Annotated in this window: 25 protein-coding genes; 20 read left to right on the plus strand and 5 right to left on the minus strand. The window is 67.3% G+C overall.

All coding sequences use genetic code 11. The features are described from left to right. Positions 1 to 575: 575 nt before the first annotated feature. A complete protein-coding gene (locus tag ACWIE7_RS11265) occupies positions 576 to 917 on the minus strand; it encodes a hypothetical protein (RefSeq protein WP_119192483.1) in 342 nt (113 codons plus the stop codon). Between the two features lie 747 nt (positions 918 to 1,664). On the opposite strand from ACWIE7_RS11265, the gene ACWIE7_RS11270 reads away from it, so the two are divergent. Beyond that, positions 1,665 to 2,657, plus strand: a complete 993-nt coding sequence (locus ACWIE7_RS11270; RefSeq protein WP_378002052.1) for a hypothetical protein — start codon at positions 1,665 to 1,667, stop codon at positions 2,655 to 2,657. After that, positions 2,654 to 3,208, plus strand: coding sequence for a hypothetical protein (locus ACWIE7_RS11275; protein WP_378002053.1), 555 nt, complete (start codon positions 2,654 to 2,656; stop codon positions 3,206 to 3,208). Before ACWIE7_RS11270 ends, ACWIE7_RS11275 begins: the two co-directional genes overlap by 4 nt. On the opposite strand, the gene ACWIE7_RS11280 is transcribed toward ACWIE7_RS11275, so the two are convergent. The 4 genes from ACWIE7_RS11280 to ACWIE7_RS11295 form a co-directional block, all read right to left on the minus strand. Next, positions 3,205 to 3,615 (minus strand): helix-turn-helix domain-containing protein, encoded by a 411-nt coding sequence (locus ACWIE7_RS11280; RefSeq protein WP_378002054.1) that lies wholly within the window; start codon positions 3,613 to 3,615, stop codon positions 3,205 to 3,207. The two genes, ACWIE7_RS11275 and ACWIE7_RS11280, sit on opposite strands and share 4 nt — an antisense overlap. 149 nt (positions 3,616 to 3,764) lie before the next feature. Beyond that, positions 3,765 to 4,928 (minus strand): hypothetical protein, encoded by a 1,164-nt coding sequence (locus ACWIE7_RS11285; protein ID WP_454058736.1) that lies wholly within the window; start codon positions 4,926 to 4,928, stop codon positions 3,765 to 3,767. 230 nt (positions 4,929 to 5,158) lie between these two features. After that, entirely contained in the window at positions 5,159 to 5,377 is a 219-nt protein-coding gene (locus ACWIE7_RS11290; RefSeq protein WP_259823378.1) for a hypothetical protein, read from the minus strand. 77 nt (positions 5,378 to 5,454) lie between these two features. Further along, a complete protein-coding gene (locus ACWIE7_RS11295; RefSeq protein ID WP_378002056.1) occupies positions 5,455 to 5,910 on the minus strand; it encodes a helix-turn-helix transcriptional regulator in 456 nt (151 codons plus the stop codon). A gap of 897 nt (positions 5,911 to 6,807) precedes the next feature. On the opposite strand from ACWIE7_RS11295, the gene ACWIE7_RS11300 reads away from it, so the two are divergent. The 18 genes from ACWIE7_RS11300 to ACWIE7_RS11385 all read left to right on the plus strand — a co-directional run bounded on the left by ACWIE7_RS11300 (position 6,808) and on the right by ACWIE7_RS11385 (position 23,325). Then, positions 6,808 to 7,137 carry a hypothetical protein gene (locus tag ACWIE7_RS11300; RefSeq protein ID WP_378002057.1) on the plus strand — a complete coding sequence of 110 codons (330 nt, stop codon included), beginning with the start codon at positions 6,808 to 6,810 and terminating at the stop codon, positions 7,135 to 7,137. Between the two features lie 40 nt (positions 7,138 to 7,177). After that, a complete protein-coding gene (locus ACWIE7_RS11305) occupies positions 7,178 to 7,918 on the plus strand; it encodes a hypothetical protein (protein WP_378002058.1) in 741 nt (246 codons plus the stop codon). A 176-nt stretch (positions 7,919 to 8,094) separates the two neighbouring features. After that, positions 8,095 to 9,594: a cutinase family protein gene (locus tag ACWIE7_RS11310; protein WP_378002059.1), complete on the plus strand. Its 1,500-nt coding sequence runs from the start codon at positions 8,095 to 8,097 to the stop codon at positions 9,592 to 9,594. A 32-nt stretch (positions 9,595 to 9,626) separates the two neighbouring features. Continuing rightward, positions 9,627 to 10,268: a hypothetical protein gene (locus ACWIE7_RS11315; protein ID WP_454058737.1), complete on the plus strand. Its 642-nt coding sequence runs from the start codon at positions 9,627 to 9,629 to the stop codon at positions 10,266 to 10,268. Between the two features lie 42 nt (positions 10,269 to 10,310). Beyond that, entirely contained in the window at positions 10,311 to 10,610 is a 300-nt protein-coding gene (locus tag ACWIE7_RS11320; protein WP_378002061.1) for a hypothetical protein, read from the plus strand. Positions 10,611 to 10,615: 5 nt separating this feature from the next. Then, complete coding sequence (locus ACWIE7_RS11325) at positions 10,616 to 10,912, plus strand: hypothetical protein (RefSeq protein WP_061229512.1); 297 nt, start codon at positions 10,616 to 10,618, stop codon at positions 10,910 to 10,912. Between the two features lie 21 nt (positions 10,913 to 10,933). Beyond that, positions 10,934 to 11,560: a hypothetical protein gene (locus tag ACWIE7_RS11330; RefSeq protein ID WP_372502717.1), complete on the plus strand. Its 627-nt coding sequence runs from the start codon at positions 10,934 to 10,936 to the stop codon at positions 11,558 to 11,560. Beyond that, on the plus strand, positions 11,557 to 12,378 hold the full coding sequence (locus ACWIE7_RS11335) for a hypothetical protein (RefSeq protein ID WP_378002063.1): 822 nt from the start codon (positions 11,557 to 11,559) through the stop codon (positions 12,376 to 12,378). The genes ACWIE7_RS11330 and ACWIE7_RS11335 overlap by 4 nt, the downstream gene beginning before the upstream one ends. Next, positions 12,360 to 13,970, plus strand: coding sequence for a hypothetical protein (locus ACWIE7_RS11340; RefSeq protein ID WP_378002064.1), 1,611 nt, complete (start codon positions 12,360 to 12,362; stop codon positions 13,968 to 13,970). Before ACWIE7_RS11335 ends, ACWIE7_RS11340 begins: the two co-directional genes overlap by 19 nt. A gap of 17 nt (positions 13,971 to 13,987) precedes the next feature. Continuing rightward, positions 13,988 to 15,484, plus strand: coding sequence for an SCO6880 family protein (locus ACWIE7_RS11345; protein WP_182639396.1), 1,497 nt, complete (start codon positions 13,988 to 13,990; stop codon positions 15,482 to 15,484). Further along, on the plus strand, positions 15,484 to 17,256 hold the full coding sequence (locus ACWIE7_RS11350) for an ATP/GTP-binding protein (protein WP_378002065.1): 1,773 nt from the start codon (positions 15,484 to 15,486) through the stop codon (positions 17,254 to 17,256). The genes ACWIE7_RS11345 and ACWIE7_RS11350 overlap by 1 nt, the downstream gene beginning before the upstream one ends. After that, positions 17,253 to 17,495 carry a transposase gene (locus ACWIE7_RS11355; protein WP_131886296.1) on the plus strand — a complete coding sequence of 81 codons (243 nt, stop codon included), beginning with the start codon at positions 17,253 to 17,255 and terminating at the stop codon, positions 17,493 to 17,495. Before ACWIE7_RS11350 ends, ACWIE7_RS11355 begins: the two co-directional genes overlap by 4 nt. A gap of 4 nt (positions 17,496 to 17,499) precedes the next feature. Then, positions 17,500 to 19,110, plus strand: coding sequence for a peptidoglycan DD-metalloendopeptidase family protein (locus ACWIE7_RS11360; protein ID WP_454058738.1), 1,611 nt, complete (start codon positions 17,500 to 17,502; stop codon positions 19,108 to 19,110). A 28-nt stretch (positions 19,111 to 19,138) separates the two neighbouring features. Beyond that, positions 19,139 to 19,678 carry a hypothetical protein gene (locus tag ACWIE7_RS11365; RefSeq protein WP_378002067.1) on the plus strand — a complete coding sequence of 180 codons (540 nt, stop codon included), beginning with the start codon at positions 19,139 to 19,141 and terminating at the stop codon, positions 19,676 to 19,678. Positions 19,679 to 19,706: 28 nt separating this feature from the next. After that, on the plus strand, positions 19,707 to 21,440 hold the full coding sequence (locus ACWIE7_RS11370) for a type IV secretory system conjugative DNA transfer family protein (protein ID WP_063935022.1): 1,734 nt from the start codon (positions 19,707 to 19,709) through the stop codon (positions 21,438 to 21,440). Next, positions 21,437 to 21,943: a DUF4913 domain-containing protein gene (locus tag ACWIE7_RS11375; protein ID WP_378002068.1), complete on the plus strand. Its 507-nt coding sequence runs from the start codon at positions 21,437 to 21,439 to the stop codon at positions 21,941 to 21,943. The genes ACWIE7_RS11370 and ACWIE7_RS11375 overlap by 4 nt, the downstream gene beginning before the upstream one ends. Continuing rightward, complete coding sequence (locus ACWIE7_RS11380) at positions 21,940 to 22,632, plus strand: hypothetical protein (protein WP_454058739.1); 693 nt, start codon at positions 21,940 to 21,942, stop codon at positions 22,630 to 22,632. Before ACWIE7_RS11375 ends, ACWIE7_RS11380 begins: the two co-directional genes overlap by 4 nt. A gap of 246 nt (positions 22,633 to 22,878) precedes the next feature. Next, the gene (locus ACWIE7_RS11385) at positions 22,879 to 23,325 is read left to right on the plus strand and encodes a hypothetical protein (protein ID WP_378002070.1); all 447 of its coding nucleotides are present in this window, start codon (positions 22,879 to 22,881) and stop codon (positions 23,323 to 23,325) included. Positions 23,326 to 23,396 lie beyond the last annotated feature (71 nt).

Here is a 23,396-nt window from a genome sequence, read left to right on the forward strand (position 1 = left end):
GGGCTGACCACCAGAAACGCCCCACCACCCAAGGCCGGCCACCCACCCACGCCAGGGGACTACGCCCCGGGAGGTGACAGACGGTATTGCACGCGTGAGCTGGCCCCAGAACACCCGCACCCGTCGGGCAAATAGTCGTTAAAAGCCCTGTTCACAGGCGATCCCCACGTATTCCACACCGATTTGTCTGGGGGGAGTACAGGTCATGCCGCTTGTGTCGGGGGGTGCCCTTAAACTGGGCGCGCTTCCTTCGATTGGGGGTTCGGCTCACTCATCCGGAGCCGTTGCCTAGATGGAAGGAGGTGATGTGATGGGAACCCGTCGAAATGGCGAGAAGCCGACCTTCTGGGTCGCTGTGGTAGGAGCCACGGCCCAGGTCGGTCGACTTCTCTTGGATCTCATCCGCTTCGGAACTGACACCTAGGTGCTAGTTCCGGGAAGGCGTCGGGGCTGCAACCCCGGCGCTTTCCTTGTGTGGTGATGTTATGTCTGGCCCACCGCCGTGTGCAATAAATCCGGGCCGAGTTCTTCCGCTGTGGCTGTTTCTACGCTGCGGGTCCGACAGTCGGGCTGGCTTAGGGGGTGACGGGCAGGGCCTCGGAGCGGATGCTGATGCCGAGGTTGCGTGCTTTGGCTCCGGTGAGCAGGGGGTGGTCCTGGCCGTTGCTGTCGGTGTAGATGGTGGCGGCGAGGTCGTGTTCGTCGGCGTCGATGATGACGTCGTCACCGATTGTCAGGCTGGCGTGGGCGTTCTCGGCGAGTTGCTTGCGTAGCTCGACGTCGTAGACGACCTGGCCGGTGAACTTGCGGGCGGTGGGGTTGTAGGCCCGGTGGAGGACTTTGATCGTGAGCACGTTCGAGCCGGACTTGAGCTGGTTCAGCGTGCCGATTTCGATCACGTTGCCGTCGATGACCATGTGGGGTCCTTTCTGGTTCGGGGTGACTGCGGTCGAGAGCCCAGCGTAGTCGGCCCTGAGCGCTGCGCCGTGGGCTGAGCTCGGCCGGGTCAGCATCTGGGGGGAGGGGTTGGAGACTGTGGAGATAGCGGGAAGGGTCACCTCCGGTCCCGGTGCTGGCTCGGCAGTTCAGTGTCCCGAGCGAAGCACCGCTCGAGGGGCCCATCAACGATGACGTGCATCGAGTGACTTAGGTGTCGTTAGGGTGTAGCCCGTGCCCCGTTTCCTCCAGCTCTTCCGTCACAGTCGCACGGGAGTGGATGACAGTGTCGACCAGCTCATGGGAATCATGGCATCAGTGCCAGCAGTTGATATAGAACTAGCTGTTCTTCTCGCCGCGGAGCAGCTGTGCAACACGACCATCACACTTTCCGAGCACCCAATGCCGCACGGTCACTACGGCGTTGTACTTCGCACCCGTCAGGGCCACCACATTCGAGTTGATCCCGACTTACCTGGCGATCTTCGGTTCCACACAGTCCTGCACGAGCTCGGACACGTTGTGCTGGGTCACACGGCGACATCGGAGCCGGGAGCGAACAGGCTGGCGCAGATCATGGGCGGTGGACCCCCCGTGTGCTCGGCGTCGCCCACGGCTGGGAAGGCGCCCTGCGAGGCCGAAGCCGAGATCTTCGCTTGCACGATGGCTCGGCGTCTTCGCCGTGGACTGACCACGCGCCACATGTCCCGCCTCGATGAGGCGTTCGGATGATCGTTCTCCTGGTCCTGTTGGCCCTGGAGATTATGATGGCGGGCTACATCGTCACTCGACTTCTGCGGTACCAGGTAGCGCCGACTCCAGTGCTACGGGCAACGACTTTCACGTCCGTAGCGGTCTTGATCGGGTTGCTGTCGGTGACAGAACCGATCGAGGCTGTCCTTCGGGCCGGGGGAGCGCTCGTCTGGCTGCCGACACTGCTGAAACACTTGAGCGTCCTCGGTTGCTGTGCGGGGGTGCTTCTGCTGGCGCTGGCAGAGAGGGGCCGGCTCAACGGTCGTTCCGAATCGGGAGTCTGGGCACTGCTGATCGTCGTCTCGCTGACCGTTGCAGGTCTGCACGTGAGCGCCGGTGGGGGAGGGTTGCTCACCAGCGTGGACTATGTCGAGTGGTCCCACTCCGTCGGTGCTCTACGCGTCGCCATGATCATTACCTACATCGGCGGACTGGGCGCATGTTCCGGTCTGTTGTTCGTGCTGTGGCCACTGGATCTGAGGACGGCGGCCGGGCGGGGCCTGACCATCTTGGCGTCGGCAACGCCCTTTCTGGCGGGCTGGTGCATCCTGCGGATGAGGTATGTCTGGGCTGCTTCCCAGTCGACGACCCTCCCCTCGGAACAGGAGCTGCTGGTAACTCAGCTGCTTTCGCTCGCCGGCGGTCTACTGCTCACTGTCGGACTGATCTGGTCCACAGCAGAGACCGACGTGTCCGCGCTTCGACACTGGCGGCAGTTTCGCAGCCTCAATCACCGTGCCCTGGACGTTGTTCCAGCTGTCCGCAAGCACTCCGACTTCCGTTTCGGAGTGGATATGTGGGTCCACGACCGCGCCATTGAAGTGTTGGATGCGTTGCACCAAATCCAGCGGACGACTGGACACCGCGACACGGGTTTTCCTCGGCCACCGGCCCAGGTGAGCGATTCAGAGCTGACCGCGGTCGTTGCAGACCTCGGCAAGCGCCACTCAGAGAGGACGAGAACGTGACTCCCGAAAAGGTCATCACCGAGGTCTTTGCACCGTGGGTGGTACTCGCTGCTGGAGCGACGCACCTTGGGAGGGCGGTGGACTCGCCCGGTTGGGGTGTGGCAACGGCGACGGGGCTCGGATTGGTTCCGCAGGCCGCGATTGCGTTGCGCGTTCTGCGTAAGAATCTCACCGATCATCACATCACTCGTCGCGAGGATCGACCGCTGGTCATCGCCGGAATCTCGGTATCAGTGACGACGCTGTTGATTGCGCAAAGCAAGCTCGAGGCGCCGGCGGAGCTGCGCCGCACAACTCGAGCAGCTCTGGTCTCATTAGGAGTCGCTGGCGCTGCCACGCTCAAAGTCAAAGTCAGCTTTCACACCGCGGTCCTGGCCGGCGTTGTCACGGTGTTGGCGCGGGAGCTGTCGCCCCGCTACTGGTGGGGCCTCAGCGCGGTCCCGGTCGTAGCCTGGGCACGGATCAAGATCAGCCATCACAGCCCGCTTGAGACAGCGCTCGGAACAGCGTTGGGATTGGCGGGCGGGTACTGGGGCGGCGGCCGGCGTTAGTCGAGACCGGCTCGGCGCCGTTCCTCTTCAACGGCCTTGCTTATCCGTTCGAGGGCATCGGAAGGCAGATCGACGGCCCGGGCCGACACCGCTAGAACTTCGCTGTCGCTGACTTTGCGCAGTAGAGCGATGTAGTCGTTGGTGCGTCGGTACTCGTCGTCATCGACGAAGTACTCCGGTGACACACCGAAAAAGGCTGCGAGATCTCGTACGACTCGCTCGGACGGCTCGTGGGTGCCGCGTAGGAGTTGTGAGAGGTAGGGCTGGCTGAGATCCCCGCCGAGCTCTTTGACTCCCGCGACGATTTCCATCTGGGTAAAGCGCCCGCGTCCCGGGGGATGGGCGGTGGACACGAGCGTCGACAGGCGTTCAGCGAACGTCTGCTTTGTGCTCGGTCGTGACCTCATGAAAGCCAATCTTACATTGATGCTGATGCGTCAAGACGGCGACAACGCCGACTGAGTCCACTCCGAAACTCCGCCGGCGAACCGGGTCTGAGCTGGGGGCAGCCTCAACACCAACACCCGCGTGCTCACTCATGCCTCGGTTGCGCTGACTATCGAGCGAGGTCAAAGCGATCATTCGCAACTGGTCCTCGCTGACGGCGTCGCAGAATCGAGCGGATGGCGTCCATGTGGCGCGACACCTGCTCGGGAGTAGCCGCGCGTTCATCGGCCGCGGCGGCGGCCTCGGCCCGTCGGCGCTGCTCTTCGAGGGTGCGCTGCCGGTGTTGCTCGGCCACCTCGCTAGGCGAAGGGCCGGCGAGCACGTCCCGGAGCCAGGAGAGGCGATGTCGCAGGAAACCGGCTGGATTCTGGATGGTGGAGGGCCAGTCGCGGGGGTTTTCTCGCGCATCCTGGTTGAGGACCGCCACTAGATCGCGGCCTGTCCAGCGGTCGCAGTCGACCATCTCGGCTACTACGTCGACGAGTGCGCCCAGATGCTGGCCGTTGTCGAGGCTCGTCGCTGCGGCGACGAGCTGGGCGGTGACGATGTGTGCCTGGCGAGGTCGCTCTCGCTCTTGGAGTCCTTGTGAGCGCCCGAAGGGCGCCGACGCGCGCTTGCGCGCGTGTGTAGGGGAACATTGCCTACGGGGAGTTTTACTCCCCGTAGGACCCCTACGGGGTAGATACGATTTTGCGTACCACCTGCGGGGAGTCGTCAGAGCCCACGTGGATGCAGCTCGAAGCTGCACGCCGTCGTGGTGCACGGCGGCCTGGAAACGCTCATCGACGGTGAGATACCGGCCCCTCGCGACCTCGACCGCGAGCTCGAGCTCCGCAAGGACGGCGCGGGCGTTGGAGACAACATCGTGGCAGAACGGCCGAGAACGGTCGGCTAGCTCGGCCGCGATACGACCGATGGTCTCGTTGGATGCGGTGACACGGCGACCGGTATCCGCGTCGGCGAGGCGAGCACAGGCCCGGGCGACGAGCAGGGCGGTGCGTGCGGAAACGCGCCACTTGCGGCACAACTGCCGGCCACGAATGCACGCCAGCTCGGCCGCGGTGCCGGCAAGCCACTTGGTACGGGATTGCCACACCAGGGCCGGCTGTCGGCCGTCGAGAGCCCACGAACGCCCGCGCTGACCGCGAAGCTGGTTTTCTTTTTCGGCGTCTTCGATCCGCGTACGGATCACGGCGCCGAGGTCGAGGTCTTCGGTGGTATCGAGGTCTGTTGGCGCACCCTGCGACGCGCCCAGCTTCGGCATGCTGGACACGGCATTTGGGTGTGCGCTACCCTCGGAACAGCTACGCAAGCTGGTTCCGCCTTTCGGGTGGGCACCAAAACCGGGGTTACGAGCGGCTAACTCGTCCCGGTCACACGTTCGCGATCGCCCTTCGGATTCGGCCCCGGGGGGCGATCGCTTTTTTGTGTGGGTGCGCTATGCGGTTGTCAACGACGCTGGTTGAGTCCCGTGCGCCTCCTATCTCTTAGAGTCAGTGATGGTCAGCCAGTGCGACCGAGAAGGTCGAGCGCACTGGGCGCCTCTGCTTCTCGCCGCTTGTACTCGGCGAGACCGTAGGTGACGACGTCTTGCAGCACCTCCCACCGCTTCCGGCCAGATCTGCGCCAGGTCGCGTTGAAGTCGGCCACTAGAGCCTTGTCGATCTCGCCGTTGAGCTGCGTGCGGTGATCGCGGGTCCGCGGGCGGCCGAAGGTCGTCATGGCCTTATTAATAACACGCGTGTAGTTCGGCGTCGAGCATTTGCCGCCACACGGGCGTGTCCGAATATAGCGTGGGACTAGACGAACTTCGCCCCGGACTGCCGTCGTCGGTCGTTTCGGGTGCGGTTCCAAGCCTCGAGGACGCGGGCAGGAGGGACACCATAAGCCGCGGCCAGGGCGTTGCAGAGCTCTTCGCGGGGCGCCGACACTCCCCGTTCCATCTTCGACAACTGCGGCTGGCGCAGGCCCGCCGCCTCGCACGCCTCCTGCTGGAGAAGGCCGGCGTGTAGCCGAAGATCGTGCAGCCGCTCCTCGCCCTCGCTGACCAGGGTGAGGTCCGCCGGCCGGAGACCCAAGGCTCGAGCCAGGCCAACGAGCAGGGGGGCGGATGGGGCGCGAGTGCCGTCCAACCAGCTGTGCACGGTGTTGGGGGAGATGTCCAGGTGGGCGGCGATGTCGTCGACGCTCACCCCTCGACGGGACATGGCGGCCCGGAGGGTGGTGGGGCTGATTTGCCCCGCACGGCGAGGCATCGGCTCCCCTTCGTCGGCGTGTCTTGCTCGACAAGTCTGTCCAACGAACGGCCCTAAACCTTCCACTAGCGGAATATATCGTGGAGTTATAGAGTGTTCTCATGCCGACAGCGGACCAGCCGCTCGCGGCGGGTCGAAGCCCTACGCCGGGATCGTTGGCGGTACCCTACCAATATTGGTACCAATATCGCGCCGGGGAGCAAGGAGCCGAAGTGACAGAAAACGACCAACGGTCCACAGCGGGCCCAGCTCTACGAGGAGCCCTCGTTGGGGCGACAACGGCCCTAATCGCGTTTGGGGGCGTATCGGTAGCCCTGGCTGCGACGCAGTCGGGAATCGAGGAAGCGACTGCGCCCGCAGCTCGCCCGTCGACCACTCAGGCCGGCGTGGACGTGGCCCAAAAGACCAGCGCGACTCCGCGTTCCGCGAAGGCCGCTCAGGCGACTTCGTCTCGGACGGCTACGCAGCAGCATTCTGCCCAGGCCAAACAGGCCGGCCTAGCGAAGGCGGTCCAGCCAACCCGTGAGGTGAAGAAGGAGAACGAGCCCGACGAGCGCCGAGAGTCGGCCCCCAAGGTCGAAACCGCTCCGGCGCCGCAGGCTCCCCCCACACAGCAGGTCCGCTCTCCGCAGCCCGCGCCGGTGCAGCAGTCACCGTCGTATCCCGTTCAGCAAGCCCCGACGTACCCGGTGCAGCAGGCTCCGGTTCGACAGGCACCCGCTCCTGCACCCGCTCCTGCACCTGCACCTGCACCTGCACCTGCACCGCAGGGAATCACGATCGACCTGGGTGGCCGCGCGCCCGTCGTGCCGCAGGCCCCGATCCCCCCGAAGGAACTCCGTATCGGCTGACGACCGCCCGGTCGCCGGTCCCACCCGTAGAGAAAGAGGAAACACAATGCTCACAGCCGCTTCTGCCATCTCCGGCGCGATCATCGCCGCGCTAGCGACCCTTGGCCCGATCGCTGCCCCCGTCATCGGAGCGGCCACCGCCGCCGGTCCAATTGCCACCGCTGGTACCGCGATCGCCGGACTGGCCGGCACCGGAAGCGCCGCCGGTGGTGCCGCCTCGCTCGGTGCCGGCGGGGCCGCGGTCAACGCCAACCCGCACGCCGCACTCGGCGTCCAGAACGGCATCAACGACTCGATCAACCAGGCCAAGGACCACGTTGCCGGGTCGATCAACAACCTGAACATCCCGGGCGTTCCCCCGGTCCACTTCAACTGATCCCGCGCACTGATCGCCGCACCGATCGAGGGGAGTGGAAATGAGCCGCGACGACGATCTGCCCGAGTGGTTCTCAGAGTCGTCAAATTCTGCTGACGACCGCAACGAACCCCGCCACCTAGAAGCCGTGGCCGGAGGCCCGGAGCCCGACGACGAGTGGTTCGACCAAGCAGAGGCCACCCCCTCGGCTGTCGAAACCCCGCCAGCGCGCGATAGCAGCCGGAAGCGGACCAAGCTCCTGTTCGGCGGCACGGTCGCGGCGGTACTGCTAGCGATCGGGGGCGGCGCCTGGATGCTGTCGTCGCTCCTGTCTGGCTCCGAGACGTCGGCCTCCCCGACGTTGACGCTCCCCACGACGGCGACCAGCGCACCGCAGAGCGGCGAGGCGGTGGTGGCCGAATCGGAGTGCGAGTCCTCCGACTCGGCCACCACAGTGTCGGGCAACGGCAAAGGCGACCGAGAGTCCGCCGCCGGCGTGGTCCTGGCCTTCCAGCACGCCTACTACGTCGCCAGAGACGCCGACGCCATCAAGCCGCTGTTGGCGAAGGATTCACCGATCACCAATCTCGATGCTCTTCAGGAGGGCATCGACTCAGTGGCCCGCGGGACAACGCACTGCCTGCATATCGAGCGCGACGGTGACGACGCCGTGGTCGAGCTGACCGAGACCGCTCCTGACGGCAGCGAAACGACCTACTACCAGCGCGTGACGACCACCCGTGAGAACGGGGAGGTCCGGATCGTCTCGATCGAAGAGAACTCTGAAGGAGCCAGCGAATGAAGCCGGGGAACGTGGCAAGGATCGGCGCTGTCATCACGGCGTCATCGTTGGCAGTAGTGGCCCAAGCGGGAGGGGTCCAGGCGCAAACCACGGCTAGCGCTACCCCCTCCGCCACCACGGCTCGACCTTTCACCTCAACCGCTACGGTCCCGACCTCGGCTCGAGGGACCTCGGAGGTGGCGTTGCCCGAGGGCGATGAGTGCCCGCTGGTGCAGCTCGTGGCGATCAACGGCACGACGGAGTCAACGAGAAACTCCAAGACCGACGCGGACACGGGATGGATGGCTCGCGTGGTGAGTCCCACCGTCAGAGCGGCTAACGCCGACGGCCAGGCGCGTATGAGCCGCACCTACGTGCCGTACCCGGCATCCTTCGGAGGCTTCGTCCCCTCAGAGGATCAGTCGAGTTATGCCGAGAGCGTCACCGTCGGAATAGAGAACGGGCGAAAGCTCATCGCCGAGACGGTCGAGCGATGCCCGGAGACCAAGATCTTCGTCTCCGGCTACAGCCAGGGCGCCCAGGTCGCCTCGGCGCTGGCTCGAGAAATCGGCGCCGGCTCCGGGCCGATCACTCCCGAGCAGTTCGCCGGTGCGGCACTGATGAGTGATCCCACCCGCGCTCAGGGCGCTCCGATCTTCCAGGAAGGCTCGTCCCGGACGACTCCGGGGGCGGTGCCGGGCACGGAGGGCGCCGCGGTGTCGGCGATCAACGTGGGTGAAGGTGCCCCGCGGCCGGAGGGGCGCGGAATCTCCCCGAACACGTCGGCACCGGATTTTGGTGCGGTGGCCGATCGAGTCGCCTCGTTCTGCGTACCCGGAGACCTGGCATGCGACACCCCGCCCGACTCCGATCTGTTCCAGGTCGTAGCCAACATCGCCGGACAGAGCGAGACCGGGGGAGACCCGATCCGTGCGCTGGTCAACGTCGCCACCGTGGCGGGGCAGTCGGTACTGTTCACGGCCGCAGAGACCATCGCCGAAGACGTGGAGTACTCCGACGGAAGTGGTTTCACCATCGCCCCGGCCAGCCGGGGCAACACCACGCTGTCGCGGATGGCGCGCTACTCCGATCCGACCCAGGTGCAGAACCCGACCGATCCGACCGCACTGCTGGTGGAGGCCGGGACCAAGCTGGCCGGGATGGCGCTCGGAGCGTCGATCACCGTGGCGAAGAAGACCCTGACGCCGGAGAACATCGCGCAGATCGCGGTGGCCGGCGCAGCGAGCCCGGCAGCGGCAGCAACGGTGCTGGTGGGCCAGCTCGCTGTTGCGGCGTCTGAGGTCATTACTCCCGCAACCGTGGACTCCGGTCTGCAGCGGGTGATCGGCGAGATCGAGCACACGGTGTCCGACACGACGGGCCTGGTCGACCTGGCGACCCAGACCCAGACCTGGAACGCGATCGACGCCCACGGCATGTACGACCGCACCCCGTTTACGGCATCAGGGCAGTCCCCGGCGGCGATCACCCAGCAGTGGGCGCTGGCCGCGGCCAACGACCTCGCCGTTGCCCGGGGGATAGAGCCGGTCAGCGAGATCAGCCACTCCACTGATGCCGACCGCATGTCCCTGATCCGGTCGGGAGCCGGGGACGACCAGCTGTCCAAGCTCCCGGCGACGTCGCAGACCGCCGACATCGCCGGACTCTCCGAGGCCCTGGCCTCGGTGACCGCGTGACGCCCGCAAGGGACAAGACGAAGGAGGCGAGCATGACCAGCGCCCACAAACTCCCACGCCCATCATCGAAGGCGGTTCCCGGGTGGCTGGCGGTGCCAGCCGAAGGGGACCGCGCACCGGTGTGGGACACACCCGTTCCTCGCCCCGCCGACAGTCGAACCCCGGTGATCTGGTTGCTCGGCGCCCACGGAGGGGCCGGGGTGTCGACGTTGGAATCCATGTGGGCGCCGGCCGCGGACAGTCAGCGAGGCTGGCCGTCCGCCGAAAAGGCACCGTTCGTCGTCGTCGTTGCTCGGATGCACACGGTCGGCCTCAATGCAGCGCACCGGCTGTGCCTTCAGCACCAAGCAGGAGAGGTCGGTGGCTGCTCGCTGCTGGGCCTGGTCACCGTTGCCGCCGCCCCCGGCAAACCGGACCTGACACTGTCCCGTCGCCGCGAGCTCGTCGCCGCCGCTGCCGGGGCGAGCTGGCACATCGACTGGGTTCCCGAGCTGCTGGCCTGCGAGCCAACCGAACTGGCGCAGTGGACCCCGGACTACACCCCGCCACCAGCAAAGCGCTTCGCCCGTCCGCTAGCGCCCACCGACGCGGTCCCGGGATCGGTCGCTACCGCTGCCGCAGAGATCTTCGCCGCGGCAGGCGAGCAGTGGCGCAACCGCCCTGGCAAGCCCTAACTCCATCTTCAACCGCATCACTTCACCACAAGGAGCACCACCATGATTGTCGAGACGATTCACGCCGCCGCCCCGGTGGCCGAGCAGATCATCGCCGTCGGAGAGAACCTGTCCCCGATGGAGATCCCCGGTGCCGGCGAGAAGGTCGACACCGCCCTGGCGTACTTCATGTGGGGCTGCATCGCGCTCGGCGTCATGGGCGTGATGGCCGCCGGGGCCTACTTCATCATGGCTCGCCGGTCCGGCAACGGCGACGAGGTCCAAAGCACGGTCGCACGGATCATCGGCGGCTGCCTGCTGATCATGCTGGCCGGCCCCATCGTCAACGCCCTGGTCTCCTAACCGCCATGCTCACCGACGTGGTGACCGTTCTGGCGCAGGACCCGGCGGTAGTGCTACCTCCGACCAGCCCTGTCGGCCCTCCAGCCGAGGCGATGACCCGGTTCACCCAGGCGGTCGGCTGGGTCAAGTGGGGAGCCACCGCCGTCGTAGTCGCCGGAGTAATGGCAATCGGGGCGCTGCTGACGATCGACAACCGCCTAGTCGACCAGTACGGCCCTTCGATCCAGGCCATCACGATCAAGGTCATCCTCGGCTGCGTGATCGTGGCCTCCGCCGGGCACATTGCCGACGTATTCATCTAGAGGGAGTTCCTGTTGTCCAAGATGCGACGCGTTCTCACCGCTGCGGCGGTAACGCTGCTGCTGACGGCGAGCACCGCCTGCTCAAACGATGAGCAGGTCGAGCAGCCGCCAGTTGTGGACACCGCTTCTGCCCCGGCCGATCTGACGTGGCGGAACGTAGCCGGGCTCAAGGTGCCGACCTCCCGCGCCGACGGGCCGGCGCGAACGTCTCCGCCCCAGGGGTACAGCCATACCCCGCAAGGCGCGGCTCTGGCGGCGGCGAACGGGCAGGCGGCTTTGGCCACGGCGCCCGACTCCACGTGGCCCGAAGTGGTGCGCACGGTCACCGCTCCCGGCCCCGGCCGGGATCAGTGGGCGCAAGCCCGCGTGCTGATGAGCGTGTCGGGTGCAGTCGATCCGTCGGTGGCCGCCACCTTCACCGCGTTCAAGGTCACCGACTATTCGCCCGAGAAGGCGATTGTCTTGCTGGCGACATCGACCCCGCCGGCGCCGGGAGAACAGGAGCCCCTGCTGACGGCCTATCCAGTGCAGGTGGCGTGGACAGGGGCGGACTGGAAGCTCGTGCTTCCGACACAGCAGGACGACATCGACGCGGCCGAGATTCAAGCACTCGACGGCTTCACGACCTGGGATGAGGACAGCAAATGACAAAGAAGGCATGGATCAGCGGCGCAGCGGTGCTGATCGTCGCTCTGACGGTGCTGGTCCTGGTCATCGCCATGAGCGGACGCGATGAGCAGAGCGACCAGGCGGCACCTGCGCCGGCCACGCCCACTGCGTCACAGAGCCCGGCGCCTGCGGAGCAGCCAGGGCGGGTGGTCAGCGACCTCGTGGGCCGGCAAGTGACGGTCGTGGACGCTCCCGAAGGCGAGCCTGTTGCACAGACCGGCCAGGCGGGCGCGTTTCCCGGCGGGACCGAGCCGGTCGCGGCGCCAGCGGGTCTAGCGCTTCAGCGTGTCCCGAGCGGGACCACGTTGATGGTCTCGTCCTCGGATGGCCCGACAGCGGTGGAGCGAGGCGTGATGACCGGGTACGCCCGTTCTCCCGTTGGCGCGGCGCTGCTCACGGCCAACTACATCGGTCTGGGGCTGGAGATGGGGCCGGTCTACGCCGACTTCATGCAGCGATACGCGCCTGATCTGGTCGCGGAAGATCCGGAGCTGCTCGAGGAGCTGCGCGCACGCGGCGCGGCAACCCAGGGGCGGGCGATGCAGGCAGCCGAGGGGTTTCAGGCACCCCGGTGGTTCCGCTTCAGTCACTGCTCGCCCGAATTCTGCACCGTGGAGGCGGCGATGCCGTCGGTGTCTGAGGCTGTCGGCCAGGTCGACACCATCGACGTCAGCGCAACAGAGCACCCGGTGATGCGCGTGTCCTTGTCGTGGACTGGCGAGCAGTGGGAGATCGTCTCCGGGCGCTCGCTGCCGCCCGTGGAGGAGCTGGATCGGTCGTGGGTTCTGTGGATCTGACACGCCTCAAGCGACTCGCGATCGCGCTCTTGGCCGCGGTCCTGGCCTCGGTTGCCTTCGCGGCACCGGCTGCTGCTCAGGACACGGACCAGAATGAGTTTCAGTCGTTTTATGAGGACTGCCGCAACGGCGATCTCGACGGTGATGTGCTCGACGGCGGATTGTTCGCCGGCACCGGCGCCCATCAGTGGTTGAGGGAGTCGGCTCAGGCCGGAGGTCTGCGTGAAACGCTCACCGCGCCCGCGCGCGGCGTCGTCTCTGGCGCATGCAACACCGCCGGTGCAGCCCTTCATCCGACCGATGCGATCGAGGCAGTGACGTCCGGCTTCTGGGGCGACCCGATCGGAGACTTCGTCAAGTCCCTCCTGGAGGGAAATGCTCAGGCGTTGTCGCTGATCATGACGATGTGGATTAAGGAGTCACCCTTCTCCGGAGCAGACTTCGAGTCGTCCGTGGCGGGAGTGTTCAACCTGACGCTGTGGGCGCAGGTACTGCTGTTCGTAGTGTCGCTGATCATTGCGGGGGCACGGATGGCGGTCGCCCGGAACCGCGGATTGGGTGATGGGTTCGAGGACGTCGGACAACTCGTCTTCAACTTCATCCTCGCCGGGGCCGCGCTTCCGGCGGTGATCATGTCGCTGCACATGGCCACCGACCTGGTCTCCACGCAGTGGCTCACCGACGGTCTGGGCGGGGATCCAGAGGCCAAGATCAACGCGGTCGCGCTCATCGACGAGGAGACCGGACTCGGGCCGGCCGCGGTATTGATCCTGGTGGTGTTCGCGCTGCTGGGTGCCCTGGCGCAGATGCTGGCGCTAGTGATCCGCGAGGGCCTTCTGGTGGTGGTGGTGGGCCTGCTGCCGCTGGCGGCAGCGTCGTTCGCGCTGAGCACCGGCAAGCAGGCCTTCAAGTCGATGATCGGGTTCGTCGTCGCGGCGCTGCTGTTCAAGCCGGTGGCAACACTGCTGTACCTGGTGGCGTTCTGGCTCAGCTCGGGAACAGAACAGCCGTCGATGATGGAGGCGGTCTCCTCGATGCTGCTGCTGGCCGCCGCCGGCCTCGTACTGCCCGCACTGATGCGCGTCGTCGCCCCGGCGGTGTCTGCCTCGGTGTCCGGCGGCAGCGCCGCAGGCATCGGCGCCGCCGCTGCCGGAGCCACGGGCGCTGTCGCCGGCGCCGCCGGCGCTGCGCTGGGCAACGCCCAGCAGAGCTTTTCCGGCGCAGCGTCATCCTCCGGCTCGGGAAACCAGAGTGCCGCGAACGGCGCGGCCTATCTCGGCCCGCACTCCTCAGGAGGCTCGTCGTCACCGCCGGCGGCCGGCTCTTCGGCTCCGACTCCGTCGGCACCTTCGGGGGGCGGCGCACCAGCTGGAGGCAAGAGCTCCTCGGGCACGGGCACCAGCTCGTCGGGCCGTGTCGGCGGGGCAGTAGCAAGTGCGGCCCGCGGCGCCGGCACCGTAGCGGGCTTCGCCGCCGCCGGCGTGGGCGCGGTGGCGACGGCAGCTCAGACAACGGCTCGAGCGACACAGACGACCGAGCAGATGATCGACGGTGCGCTGGCAGCTCACCCGACACCCCACCACTACCGCTGACGGCAAGGAGATAGCTGGTGTCTGCATCAGGTGAGCAGGCGGACCTTCGGCTCTACACGCTGGGTGAGAAGTCGCAGCGCACCGGCATGTTCGGCCTGCCGCTGCGGGCCACGATCATCGCCGGGATCGCCTTCATCGCGGCGATGTTGGTGCTGATGCAGGGCGGACTAGGCGCGGGAGCGCTCATTGCGGTGCTGGCGGTGGCGTACCTGGCCCCGGCAGTGCTGCGTATCGGTAATCGAACTCTCTACGAGGTGGCTCAAATGCGTTGGCAATTCTGGCGGGCACAGGCCGCTGGCTCCACGGTGTACCGGTCCGGACCCAACTCGCGGGTACCGGGAGGCCGCTACCGGCTGCCCGGTGCCCTGGCCAAGACCGAGCTGCACGTCGGCCGCGACGTGGCCGGCAACGATTTCGCGCTCATCCGAGACCGCGCGCTCAACCAGTACACCGTCCTGCTGGACGCGGCCTCACGCGGCCAGGAGCCGCTGACGGTGGCCGACCGCAACGACATGACCGCCGAATGGGGCGCCTGGCTCGCCGAGCTGTCGCTCAACGACGACGTCGTGGCGGCCACCGTGACCGTCGAGTCGTACCCGACGACCGGGCAGGACCTCATCGCCGCGGTGAAGGACTCGGTCAGCGAGTCCACCCCGGAGATCGCCCGCCGCATCCAGGCGGAGTCGGCGGTGGAGTTCGCTCGCGGCAAGCTCGTCACGCGGTCGTGGATCGCGGTCACCTTCAAGGCCGCCACCGCGATGCAGCGCAAGGACCCCGAGGCGATGGCCACCGATCTGGGTTTCCGGCTGCCCGGGCTGTACCAGCGGCTCGAGTACGCGGGAGTGTCTGCCACACCGATGAACCCGGAGGACGCGATCGGGCTGGCGCTGCGTTGCTACCGCCCCGACCTGGAGGAGACCATCAACAGCGCTCGCCTGTCTGGCGAGCCGCTCGGAGTGGACTGGGACGACGCCGGCCCGGCCGAGGCTGTGGCGAAGTGGAATCACTACCGCCACGAAGACTGGGTGTCCCGCTCGTTCGAGATGGCCGCCCCGCCGGCCGCCGCGTTCCCGGACCACGTCCTGCGGCCCCTGTTGGAGCCGAAGTCAGACATTCCCCGCAAGCGCGTGACACTGATCTACCGCCCGATCGCCGCCGGGGACGGGGTGAGGCAGGTCGAGAAGGAGCACACCGACGCGGTCAACGCTGCGAACAAGACCCGCTCGATCGGCAAGGCCTCTGCCGGCCTGCGCCTGGAGCGCACCGAGGCCGCGCGGCAGGCGCTGGCCCGAGGCGGCCAGCTCGGCGAGTACTCGCTGCTGGTGACGCTCACCCTGCGCAACCCTGAACTGCTCGACCAGGGCTCGGCGATCATCGGCCAGCTCGGCAACCGGTCTCAGCTTCGGCTGCACGCCACCAACGGCCAGCAGGATGCGGCGTTCGCCGCCGCGCTGGGTCTGGGCGTGTTGCTCGATCAGAAGTCCACGATTTCCTCGTTTGCGAAGGCGGAATGATGGCCAGGCGCACCAAGACCCCGGTCGGGCCGGCAGAGCTGGAAGAGCTGCACGCCCGTATCACCGCCGGCGATCAGCTCCCTCCCTGGCCGCACACACGAACCGGCCGTGCGTACAAGCGGTGGTGCGACGAGCACCCCGAGCGGGCCGAGCAGGCGCGCACCGCTCGCCAGGCACCGCAGCTCCGCTACGGAAAGCCCCGGTTCACTAATCGCTACGCCTCCCTCGATGGTCGCGGCTTCAAGGGCGCGTTCTCGGGGCGGATGGCAGTGGTCTCCGCCCCGGCCGCCACCCAGACCTCCACCAACTACGGCTGTGGTTTCAACCCGTGGGTGGTCGGGGCGACCGCCCCGGCGGTCGGCGTCCCTCTGGGGGTTCACGCACAGACCGGCCAGGACGTCTCCGGCGACGTGTTGTCGTGGTTCCGCGCCGGCATCATCGGCAACCCGTCGGCGTTCGTGCTCTCCTTGCCCGGGCTGGGCAAGTCCACGATCATCCGCAAGCAGTTCATCGGCGCGGTCGCCCAGGGCCATGTGCCGATCGTGGCTGGGGACATCAAAGGCGAGTACGTGGCGGTGACCGATGCGATGGTCACCCCGGCCGGAAAGCGCGGGCAGGTGATCCGTCTCGGACATGGGCACGGGCACCTGAACCCGCTGGCCGCCGGCGCTTTGGGCGAGGCGATCCCGGTGATGCAGGCCCATCTGGACGAGCTCCGCGACCGAGGCGAGGACAGCACGCGCCTTGCCGAGGCCATCACCGAAACCGAGGAGTCGGTGCACTCGCGGCAGGTCACGATGGTCGTGGCGCTGGCCGAGCTGATCCGCGGTCGGCCGCTGGCCGACTTCGAGGGTCTGGTCATCTCCACCTCGTTGCGGGAGATGCGCCAGGGCGGCAGGTTCTCCTTCGCCTCCCCGCCGCTGCTGCGGGACCTGGTCGACTACATCCGATCCGGAAACGCCGACCTGCGGCGAGCGCTGTTCGTCGCCGACGAAGCGGAGTACCGGCGCACGGTCCGAACCCTGGTCCAGACGCTGGAGTCGCTGACCGACGGCGTCATGGGCCAGGTGTTCGCCGAGCACACCACCACCAAGATCGACCTCGACGCCCCGGCGATCTGCATCGACGTCTCGGCGATCGCTCGAGGAGACCAGTCGCTCAAGGCGGGCGTGCTCCTGGCCTGCTGGTCCGATGCCTATGGAGCGATGGAGGCCGCGCACGTGCTGGCCGACTGCGGTCTGGCGCCGCAGCGCTACTTCCTGGCGATTCTCGACGAGATGTGGGCGACCCTGGGCGCCGGGGCGGGGATGGTGCAGCGCGTCGACGAGCTCACGCGCCTGAACCGCACGGACGGCACCGGATTGCTGATGATCACCCACACGGGCCGAGACCTGGAGACGCTGCCCAACGAGGTCGACGTCAAGACCGCGATGGGCTTCATCGAGCGGGCCGGCATGGTCATCTGCGGCGGCCTTCCCGCCGGCGAGCTGGAGCGACTCAAGGGCGTCCTCCAGTTCACCGACGCTGAAGCAGCGATGATCACCGCCTGGTCCAAGGGCGCGCCGATCGAGCGCACCGAAGCCCGCGAGCGTAAGAAGCCACCCCTGGGGCGAGGCAAGTTCATGCTCAAGTCCTCCAAGGACGGCACCGCCGGGATCCCGGTGCAGGTTCTGCTGACCGCGACCGAGCGGGAGACCAACATCCACGACACGAACGTGCGCTTCCGCGAACTGCTCGATGGCGTGCACTCCGGACAGGCGGTGCCAGCATGAGCTCAGCCGCGTACGACGCCGATTTCCGCGACCAGGTGGTCGCGCGGCTGGCAGAGCTCGAGCCCCAGTTCCCCTCGACCTCAGCAGCCGCCGAGGTCGTCGCCCGCGAGTTCGGCATCAGCCGCGACTCGGTGCGCCGCTGGTCGGTCGCCGCGGGGACGTGGCAGGCGCACAACTCGTCCACCCTGCGGGCGCTGCAAGCCGAGAACGCGGCCCTTCGAGCGCAGCTAGGGCTGTAGACGGATGCGGTCGGCCAAGCTCGTCGTGGGCATCGTCATCGGGATCATCCTGCTGTCGCTGGTGGTCGTGGTGATCCTCGGAGACGGCAGCGACGATCGGTGCCGCCCGAACGGGGCCATAACCGGCGGCGGGGGAGTGCCCGCCGGCGAGCTCAGCCTGCCGATCGCCGAAGGCGATTACGTCGTGTCCTCGACCTACAAGAGCGCAGACCGGCCCGGCCACCGAGGCATCGACCTAGCCGCCGCCGACGGCACGCCCATGTACGCGATGGCCCCAGGCGTGGTGACAGCCGCCGGCCCCGCCAGCGGGTTCGGCAACTGGATCGTCATCGACCACACCATCGACGGTCAGCCCTACTCGACCGTCTACGGCCATATGTGGGACGACGGAGTGGCCGTGCAGGTGGGCGACACCGTTGCCGCAGGACAGCACATCGGTGAGGTCGGCAACAACGGCCAGTCCACCGGCGCCCACCTGCACTTCGAAGTGTGGCAGGGCGGGCGCCTGACCGGTGGGAGCGAGACCGATCCGCAGCCGTGGCTCGACCGAGCGGCGAACCCGGGCTCGGGAGGCAGTGAGCCGCCCACCGACGAGTCAACGACCTCCCGCCAGCCGTCTCCGCGCTCGAGTGGGGAGATGCCCGATTCGGACAAGATCGCCTCCAAGGAGAACTTGCAGGTCGACTCGATCCGGGTGGCCCGGGCCGTGGCGCAGCGCTTTCCCGACGTGAAGACCATCGGCGGGTGGCGGCCTGTTGATGCCTACCCCGATCACCCGTCGGGCCGCGCCGTGGACATCATGATCCCGGACTACTCCTCGAGCGAGGGCCGCGAGCTGGGCAATCGCATCAAGAACTACCTGCTGACGCACCGCGAGTTCTTCAACATCGAGTACCTGATCTGGCGGCAGCAGTACATCCCCGCCACCGGGCAGCCCAACCAGATGGAGGACCGGGGCGACCCGACCCAGAACCACTTCGACCACGTGCACGTCACCGTCGCCGGCGGCGGAAAGCCCACCCCGGACCAGCGCTACGGCGCCGCCCCCACCGACGGTGCCGACGACTCCTCCGAGACCACCGGCGCCGCCGGGGGCGACGACTGCGCCCCGGATTTCGGGCATCGCAGCCTGAACGCGGGCGAGATCCCCGCCGAACTGCGCAAGTGGATCGACCTGGGAGGCCAGGTCTGCCGCGAAGTCGACTCTCCGCTGCTGGCCGGGCTGCTGTACCACGAATCAGCCGGCTTCCAGGCCACGGCGGTCTCGACGGCCGGGGCGCAAGGGTACGGGCAGTTCATGCCCGGCACGTGGGCGGCCAAGGGCGCCAAGGTCGACGACAACGGCCAGATCGCCGGACCTCCCGGCTCGGGCTCTCCGTCGGACCCGGCGGACGCGACAATGGCCGCCGCCCGCTACCTGTGCGAGATCGCCGAGGGCCAGCGAGAGGGCATCGCCTCGGGCGAGCTCAGTGGCGACCCGCAGACGCTGATGCTGGCCGGCTATAACGCCGGCCCCGGCGCCGTGCAGCAGTTCGGCGGGGTACCGCCGTATGCCGAGACGCAAAAGTACGTGGTCATCGTGCCGCAAGAGGCCGCAAGGTTCGCCGCCGCATGAACACCGCCGACGACAGGAGGAGACAGCGATGAACACCAAAGGCGTAGCCGTGGTCGCCGCGGCGGTGGTGGCGGTAGTGGTCGCCGCCGTCGCGATGGCTCTGACACTTGGCCGCGATGATGAACCGGGAACCGATGCGCACGTGCACATCGACCCGATCACAACCGCCGACGAAGTGGCGGTGGCGGTGATGGCAGGGATTCACACGTGGACCCCCGCGCAGCAGCAGTCCCCGTGGGATGCGATGCACGCAATCTCCGGCCAGCTCACCGGCCAATTGGCAGACGCGGCCACCACCCGCCCGGACCCAGATCCTGCCCCTAGGCAGTGGTCGGCATGGGCGCGCTCGGGTGACCGCGTGATCGGCGCCGCGCGCCTGGCCGGAGATCAGGACCCCGTCCCGCAGGACGCGAGCGAAGCTCGACGCCTGGTCACGGTGCAGCAGAAAGTGCTGCACCCCGACGGAGCAACGACCCCGCTCGAGCGCATCACCGCGACCGTCGAGCTCAAGCGCACCGGCGAGACGTGGAAGGTCGCCAGCTACCAATACCGATCTGTGGGCGAGTAACCGCGCACATCACACCAGGGAGGCAACAATGGCAGGCAAGGACCTGGCACGAACGTCCCAGACCCGCGAGCCCGGACCCACGATCGCGCTGGTCATGATGGGCGTGGTGGCGGCCGCAGTGATCGCGGTGTGGGGCAGTATCACCCTCGGCGAATCCATCGCCCCCACCGGTCAACAGGTTCCCGGTAACCCCGCGGTGGCGGTGATCGACCTGGCCCAGGGGCAGGTGCAGTGGACCACCGGCGCCACGGTCGTCGCCGTGGCCCTGGTGGTGATCGCCGTCGTGCTCGTGGCCGTGGTGGCGGCGCTCGTCGGGCGCCGGCAGGGCCGCAGGACCCGCGTCGATGGGATCACCAAGCACCTGGCGGGCCGCGCTGACGTGAAGTCACTGTCGGCCAAGAGCGTGGTCCGCGCCAACCGCGAGCGAGGCGACACCACCCAGACCCCGGGGGTGTACATCGGCAAGGAGGTCGCTACCGGCCAAGATCTCTGGGGCGGGTGGGAAGACCTGCATCTGGATCTGTGGGGTCCCCGCCAGGGAAAGACCTCCAGCCGCATCATCCCGATGATCCGCCGCGCACCGGGCATCTGCATCTCCACCTCGTGCAAGCGCGACGTCATCGAAGCCACGATGCCGTTCCGTCAGCAGGTCGGCCGCGTCTGGGTGCTCGACCCGCAGGACAAGGCGGTCGGGCTGGACACCTCCAAGTGGTACTTCGACCCGCTGGACTTCGTGCGCCGCGACCAGTGGTGGGACGGCAACGCCGAGGAGCTCGCCGAGATCTTCAACGCCGCCACCGCCCGCGGGGAGGCCGGCAGCGACCCCAACGCGTACTTCTACTCCCAGGCCGTGGACCTGCTCGCCTCGCTGTTCCTGGCAGCGGCGATGAAGAACCGTCCCATCACCGATGTCTACGGATGGGTCTCCAATCTCGAAGACGCCACCCCAGTCGACATCCTGGCCGACAGCCAGTGGAAGCCGCAGGCCGCGGACCTGGCCAGCAAGTACAACGCCGAGCCCCGCACCCGCTCCAACGTGTTCTCCGCGGCCAAGAACATGATCTCCTGCCTGGGGCGCAGGCAGATCGTGCGGTGGCTGACCCCCCAGGCCGGCGCCCAGCGTTTCGACCCGGTCGCCTTCGCAAACTCTGAGGCCGACACGCTGTATCTGGTCTCCGACGAAGAGAACCCGATCGGCCGGCCGGTGACGTCCATCCTGACCGTCGCGGTGTTCAAGGCCCTGGTCGACCGGGCCGACACCTGCCCCGGTTCGCGCCTGCCGGTGCCGGTGACCGCCGCCCTGGACGAGATCGCCAACATCGTGCGGTGGCCCAGGCTTCCCGACTACTACTCGACCTTCGGCTCCCGAGGCATCATCTGCTCGACCGTGCTCCAGTCCTACGCCCAAGGCGTGGAAGTGTGGGGCGAGCAGGGCATGAAGAAGCTGTGGTCTGCCGCCGCGATCGTCGTCATCGGCCCCGGCCACAAGGACTACCGATTCCTCGACGAGCTGGCCCATCTCATCGGCACCCACACCGAACAGCAACGCTCCATCTCCAGCGGCGGCGGCGATCGCGGGCGGTCCGTGTCGACCCAGACGGTCGAGAAGCAGACCATCACCGCCGCCGAGCTGGCCGCTCTGCCGTTCGGTCGGATGATCGTCCTGGCCACCGGCCGGCGCCCCATCCTGGCCCGGATGGTCCGGTGGGACCACCAGGACCTCCCCTCCGCACCTGAGAAGACCGAAGAGGCCGCAGCGTGAGCCACCTGTTCGACAAGAAGATCGTCGAGGCATTCGGTGAGACCCTCGCGGCGGTGACCAAAGAGTCGCTACCTGCTGCTGTAGAGGATGTTCTGGCAACACCCGGCCTCACCGACCACCTTGCCCGCACCGTGGAGAGGGAGGTCCAGCGGTTCGCCGAAACTGAGCTTGGCGTGCCGCCCATCCTGCGGTTCACCGACGAGTTCGCTTTCTTCGACGACTACCTGCGACTGGCCTACGAGTCGACGGGCATGAGCCAGAAGTGGTGCTCGCGCTGGTGGGCGCACCGCTCGGTCCGATTCCGTATCCGTTCGATGTGGCTCGCGTACGAGTCACTGGCCCGCCGGGACCCGGCCACCTGCGATGAGGTGTTCCTCCGCACGATCGGCGACCACCACATGCCGCTGCTCACGGGAGAGCGCTCGCCAATGGTCGCCTGCACGTCCGGTCACCAACCGGGCAAGCCCTTGAAATCGGACCCCATTGAGGAAGGCACGCTATGAGCTCGCATCCCAGCGACCCGGTGGTCGCCGATCTGATCCGTCACGCCCGCGTGGGCGCGGCAGCTAATCCGTACCCGCCGCGGACTCGCTCGCTCGGCGAGCACTCCGCCCGCCAACACTCGGTCGGATCGCTCGTTATGGAGACCGCTCGCGCAGACACCGGCGTATCCGAAGAGGTCGCTCAGGCGCGGCGAGAAGTGATCGCCGCCGAGCTGGAGCGCAGGCGGCTGGTGCAGGCCGCCCAGGAAGCGCGCCGGCAGGCAGAACTCGATCGGACCCAGGCCGAGCAAGAGCGCGATGAGGCCGTTCGCCGCGCACGCGAGCGGTCAGGACCGGACCCGGACTTCTTGACCCTGGCGGTGATCGCAGCGGTGACCCTGGAGATCACCGAGTACGAGCTGGCCGGCGTGTTCGATGCGGCGATCACCGACACCCCCGGCCTCTCGGCGGCCGATACCGCCGACCTCGCAGGCGAGCGCAGGGTCGGCCTCACCGAGGAGCTGCTGCACACCGAGGTGGCCGCCGTCGGCGGCTCGCCGGTAGTCGCAGACGTCATCGACACCGGCGTAGGGGCACAGACACCGTCCCAGCTCATCACCCAATCTGAGCAGGAAGCTCAGCCCGCCGCTGCCACCTTCGACAGCGCTGCGGTGTCCGTCGATACAGCGCCGGAGGTAGAAGAGCTATGAGCGCACAGGCGTTTGGCAACGACCAGATGAGGACCTACCTCGCCGATACCCTGGCAGTGGCCGACTCCCCGTTGACGGTCATGCCGCAAGACCCACAGGACCCGTGGGATGTCCGATTTCACGACGCACGGTTCGACTCGCACATGAGTATCAGGCAGGACCGCTTGATGGGCCTGCTCGACACCAGGTCTCCCGGAGCCGCCGCAAAGGGGGCTTGAGTACCGGTCCGCGGTCGGTGAGATCGCGATGGCGCTCACGGAATACCCCGATGATTGGTACACCGTCGACACGTACCGTGGCGCCGAGATAGCCATGTACTCGGGCCTGCTCAGCGTGTATCTGCACTCAGCCGATATGGAGATCGACGTTCCGATCGACCACATCGACCTCGATCGCCCCGACCTGATCGGTCCACGCGCAAGGGCCGCGATTGAGGACCGTCTCGACCAGACCACGGGCACCACCGCCGATTCCCGATGGGCCCTTACATACCCAGTCGGCGACGAGATCAAGATTGGGCAGCTTCCCCCGCCTGCGTGGTCTCCCGGTCCGGTTACCTCGGCCGATTCGCCGCCGACGGCGAATCCGTTCACGGAGTCGTACCTGAGCCACCGCGCTGATCGTACGTTCGAGGCCAGGGCCGCCGAAGTGACGGAAGCGGACTTTGCTGAGCCCCCCGTGATCGAGACGTAGCCAAGTAGGACCAGGACGCGTGTTAACTTATGCTTAGGCGGTGTCTAGCGAATCTGGTGCAGGCTGCGGAT

It is taken from the genome of Dietzia sp. NPDC055343 (genome assembly GCF_053645265.1).